Source organism: Carnobacterium sp. (genome assembly GCF_032094055.1).
GTDB lineage: Bacteria > Bacillota > Bacilli > Lactobacillales > Carnobacteriaceae > Carnobacterium_A.
In genome coordinates, this window is sequence record NZ_DAMDAK010000002.1 from 59,727 (window position 1) to 64,886 (window position 5,160).

5 protein-coding genes are annotated in these 5,160 nt (G+C 36.6%); 2 read left to right on the forward strand and 3 right to left on the reverse strand.

Features of this window, described 5'->3' with window-relative positions; genetic code table 11:
* Nucleotides 1-1,536, reverse strand: a 1,536-nt coding sequence (gene spxB / locus RT405_RS00780) for a pyruvate oxidase (RefSeq protein WP_313466801.1), incomplete at its 3' end; no start/stop codon positions are given.
* A 353-nt stretch (nt 1,537-1,889) separates the two neighbouring features.
* On the opposite strand from spxB, the gene RT405_RS00785 reads away from it, so the two are divergent.
* Nucleotides 1,890-2,444: a shikimate kinase gene (locus tag RT405_RS00785; protein WP_313466782.1), complete on the forward strand. Its 555-nt coding sequence runs from the start codon at nt 1,890-1,892 to the stop codon at nt 2,442-2,444.
* Nucleotides 2,445-2,936: 492 nt separating this feature from the next.
* Here RT405_RS00785 and RT405_RS00790 read toward each other — a convergent pair whose 3' ends face one another.
* Together RT405_RS00790 and RT405_RS00795 are read right to left on the reverse strand one after the other, a co-directional pair.
* Nucleotides 2,937-3,632, reverse strand: a complete 696-nt coding sequence (locus RT405_RS00790) for an FCD domain-containing protein (protein WP_313466783.1) — start codon at nt 3,630-3,632, stop codon at nt 2,937-2,939.
* Nucleotides 3,629-4,801, reverse strand: coding sequence for an MFS transporter (locus tag RT405_RS00795; RefSeq protein ID WP_313466784.1), 1,173 nt, complete (start codon nt 4,799-4,801; stop codon nt 3,629-3,631). Before RT405_RS00795 ends, RT405_RS00790 begins: the two co-directional genes overlap by 4 nt.
* Before the next feature lie 190 nt (nt 4,802-4,991).
* Here RT405_RS00795 and RT405_RS00800 point away from each other — a divergent pair.
* Nucleotides 4,992-5,160: family 1 glycosylhydrolase (locus RT405_RS00800; RefSeq protein WP_313466802.1), on the forward strand; the 169-nt coding region annotated here is incomplete at its 3' end.

Here is a 5,160-nt window from a genome sequence, read left to right on the forward strand (position 1 = left end):
GACCGTGTACCCAACTGCTCCTTGTGCTTCGCCGATCTTAGCATAGTCCACATCCTTGAAATCTACGCCATAGTAGTTATGATTTGTATCTTCTTGCTCAGCCTTGATAAATCCATATTCCTGATTGGAGAAAACAACGTGAATACTCGGGAGGCGATATTGTACAGTTGTAATAAGATCTTGCATGACCATTGAAAAAGCACCATCACCGGTTAAGTTCCATACTTGACGATTGGGAAAGTCAGCTTTTGCTGCAATAGCGCCTGGCAGTCCATTCCCCATTGTGGCAAATACACCAGAGGTACGCCACATATTTTTAGGCGTCAAACGCAAGTGACGTACAGAAGTTTGCGTAGTGTTTCCTACATCAATCGAGTAAATCGCATCTTCGTCGGCTACTTGGTTGATCACATGATAAGCTTGGTAAAATTGTAATTCACCTTCTGTTTTCTGTTCTAATTTATCAGTATACATTTTCCAGTTTTTGATGTTATTCAGGTTTGCTCGGTACCAAGCTGTTTCTGGTTTTTCGGAAATTTTATCTGTGATTGCACGAATCGCATCTCCGGCATCTCCCAGAATAGCTACATCTGTTTTATGGCGTTTTCCTAGTTTATACGGATCAATGTCGATTTGAATAAATTTATCAATATGGTCAAAAACGCCTGTGATTTCAGCAAATGGGTAATTACTTCCGGCAAATAAAACCACATCTGCTTCGTCAAACACTTCAACAGCCGGCTTCCATGCTACACGGTTTGCCGAACCCAACAACGCTTCAAAATCATAGGGGAAATTGTCATAGTTAATACCGGAAATCGCGACTGGAGCTTTTAATTTACGCGACAACTCCATGACAGCTTCACCATTGCCGCGCGTTCCAATACCAGCATAAATAACGGGACGTTTAGCCTGTTCAAGAATTTTTACGGCTTCGTCAATATCTTGTTCATTTAAGACAGGGTTGGGATATTTCCGATAAGCAGCAGCAGATGAATACCAAGCCGCATTGTCAATCTCCGCCCAACCATAATCCACTGGGACTTCAACAGCTGCTACACCTTTATGAGTGATAGCCATTCGAACTGCTTCATCAATGATTTTTGGCAATTGTTCGGGATAAGCCACACGACGATTGTAAATAGCTACATCCGCAAAAACGGGATTCTGGTTCATTTCTTGGAAAGCATCCATATTTATTTCGCGTTCTGAGCGTTGACCAATAATCGCTAAGACAGGCACGCCATCTTCTCGTGCATCATATAATCCATTCATCAAATGTGTTGCACCCGGTCCGGCTGATCCTAAAGCCACACCGATTTTGCCAGTAAATTTTGCGTGCATCGATGCTGCCAGAGCACCAACTTCTTCATGCCGAACTTGAATGAAATTGATCGCATCCTCTTCTTTTTTTAGTGCGTCCATCCACGAGTTTAAAGATCCTGCCGGCACCCCATAAACTTGTTTCACTCCCCAACTTTCCAACACCTTGACCGCAGCGACACCAGCTTCAATTTTCCCAATTTCTTTACCCATAATGTGCTCTTCCTCCTGTCCTAATAAATTTTTTTCCATTAACTAGTTTCCATGCAAGTTTTTGACTCATTCCTATCTCCTAGTCAGTCACCATAAGATATCCGATTCTATTCCTTATAGGTCTCAGCATACACACTCTCGGTTTTTCATTCAATTATTTTGAATTCAGAACCACATTATGTTATAAGTTCAACTTTTTCGGCTCTAAAAGTAAAGAAGAGTTAGAAAACATTGGCAAGAATTCTCTCATTTGCTATGATTAACTACTATAAATTAGAATTCAGCTCAAAATAAAAGAATGGGGACACAATAAATTTGCTTGCTGGTTATTTTTAGATATGGAGGGGAAAGAGATGAAATTAGTGCTGCTGATTGGAAATGCCGCTGTTGGAAAAATGACAGTCGGACAAGAACTTTGTAAAATCACTAAATTAAGATTGTTTCACAACCATATAACAATTGAACCGGTTATTGAAGTATTTGGTGAATACAACGGACCAGCCATTAAACGTCTGCGAGAAGTTTTTTTAGATGAATACGCTAAGACAGCAAATTACGGGTTAGTCTTCACTTATCTATGGGCATTTGATCAACCTTCTGATTGGGAATACGTGCAGCATACTAGCGAGTTGTTTACAAAAAGAAATGGAGAAGTTTATTATGTAGAGCTTATAACGACACAAGAAGAACGGTTGAAACGAAATCAAACGCAAAATCGGCTTGAGAATAAACCTTCGAAAAGAAATTTAGATGAGTCTAAGAAGAACTTGCTAGATGTTGATAAGTGGTGGCGTTGTGAAAGCAAGGAAGGAGAAATTCCTTTTGAACATTATCTAAAAATTGATAATACATCTCTTTCTCCTGAAGATGCGGCCAAGATCATTAAAAAACATTTTAACTTCCAGTAATGGAATAAATGGCTATCTGGTTTAGTTAACTAAGTGGGTCATTTCCTTGTACGTAAAAGTCCAAAGTTTTTTTGAAAATAGCTATGTATATCAGAAGGTGCTTCTAAATGTAGACGTGCCTTTTTGAATTCAAAATGTTAAGAACTTTTTTGGAGTGCTGTTATCTTTTTTTCTAGCTGGTGGGCAAAACTTCATTTATTAATGAAAGCTTCTTTTTACAATAGTCTCTACGTTCGTCTCCTCTTATGCTACATTCATGCATCATTTCATTCTTACATCTACTACAGCATAGTGAGATTCCCGATCTTCATGCTGAAAAAAGAGAACTGCCATACTATATAAGCGGTTCTCTCTTGATAATATATAATTATAGTCTTAATATTTTGAAAACTAAGAAACCTTACAAGCTTCTTTAGAACTTAGCAAAGCAAACTATTAGTTTACTAGCTTTAAAGAATCGTTAAGCCCAAAAATAACTAAGAATTGACTTAACTAGTAGCTAGCCGTAATGAGTTGTATGACATTTCCCAAATGCTTGTACATCAAGTCATAAGACTTATCTTCATTTCCATCCTTAATCGCTTGGAAGAGTTCAATATGATGTTGTCCAAAGTCTTGAATTGTCGTTCTGTACTTCATACTTAGATATTGATGCATATGCACAATTTCTTTAATGGATTCCAAGTATGCCGGGAACAAAGTAGTGTGGCTAGCTCTAGCCACCGACATATGGAATTGAAAATCTGCCTCTTTATAGTTAGGATCTTTTAAATCAACAAAATTTTCTAATTCTATAATTGAGTTATTTAAATATAACCTCATTTCTTTAATATCTTCTTCAGTAGCATACCGCGCAGCCAACTTCGCTCCTTCACTTTCAACTAATTGTCGTGCTTTCAGGCTTTCCATTATAATGTTTTTTAAATTTACTTCTTCTAAAGGCTCAACTTCTGAGAATAATGAGACTTTTTTGTATCCTTTTACCACCCATTTATTCGTTTCAGTTTTTGCAATACTTTGTTCTTTTTCCAGCTCTTCTAAAGCATCTCGAACTGGCATTCTACTTACTTCGAATATTTCAGATAGTTCTCTCTCACTTGGTAATAACGAGCCGATGGGGTATGTTCCATCCAAAATATGCTCACGAATATTTTGCATTACTTTATACGCTTTTAGATTTTTGTTCAAGCATACTCACCTATCTTTTTTCTTTTATAATACCACTTTGAAGCAGCTACTCCAACTATACTCGTACATCCAAGAAATAAGAAAGCTGCTTGCGTTGAATAATGAGTATTGATATATCCGCTGATCAAAGGAAACGCACTCATCCCAATTGCATAAACTGCTTGAAAGAAGCCCATAGCAGTGGATTTTTTCTCGTCTGGAACTTCGGTCATTGCTTCAGTTGTTAAAGATGAGAATAGTATCCCTGTCGAAAGTCCTGGCAAGATTTGCAGTAAGAAAATCATAAAAACCGAGTTTGTGATAGGAACAAATAAACAATAAAGAAACAGCAGTAAAAAGACAGTTGGTATAGATTGATCAAATGTGAATCTTTTATAAAAATTTGGTTTGGAGCTGATAATAGCTGAAAGAACAGCCGATAACATGTAGACAATAGAGGTTAATCCAACCACTAAGTTAGAAGCCCCTAAATCTCTTACAATTTGAGTAGTGAAAGACATTGTGGTAGACATCTGTATTCCTTGCTGAATCAAGGCTAATAAAGAAAATAATATTAATTTATTATTCTTGCAAACACTCAACAGATCCTTAGTAGACCGTGAAGGACGAATCTCTACAGTTGTTCTCTTCAAAAATAAAGATAAGAATGCTCCAAGAATGCCTGCAATTACGCTAAGTAGACAGATTACAGTCATGCCAACCCTATCATATAAGAAGGTGCTTACTACAAAACCGCCTAACATCCCTAAATTATTTGCAAAGATTAGTTTTCCTGTAGCTTTTTGTTGCTTGTCATCAGAATAATAACTCATAAAGAGAATCATAAATGAAATCCACATCGCACTCGCTAATCCTGAAAATAAATTGCCTATGAAAAAACCTATCCCGTTTGAAAGAAATATTCTGAATAACGAAGCAACACCTGAAGACAATGCTCCAATAAAAATCAATAATGTGTGTTTGCCATTTTTATCTGCTAAAACCCCAATAGGCAACCGAAGAATCATTTGCGAAATTCCATATGCTCCAATAACAATTCCTACTGCATTACTGGTTAAATGGATAGAATTCAAATAAGGAGTTTGATAAGGAATATAGACATATTGCGCAAACCAAAATAAAACAATAATAGTTAAAAGTAAGGAAGTTTGTTTTTTCTTTATACTCATTCATAGTACTCCTTTAGTATATCGGTATTTATTTAACTGTAATAATATACCAAAAATACATTTTTTTCAACAAAACGGTATAAAAACATTGGAAATAGTGTTGATTATTTTAAAAAGCATGCTATAATTTTGATTAGATTCATGCAGTGAAGCCCTTACAACGATTAACTTAAAGAAAGGAAAATCAATTATGAAAAATCATTTTCCAAAAGACTTTTGGTGGGGAGCCTCTTCCTCTGCCTTTCAAATAGAAGGAGCTTGGGATGAAGACGGTAAAGGAATGACTGTGGCAGATTATAATTCATTCCAAAAGTCAGAGGCACAAGCAGACACAAAAGTAGCAAGCGATTTTTATCACC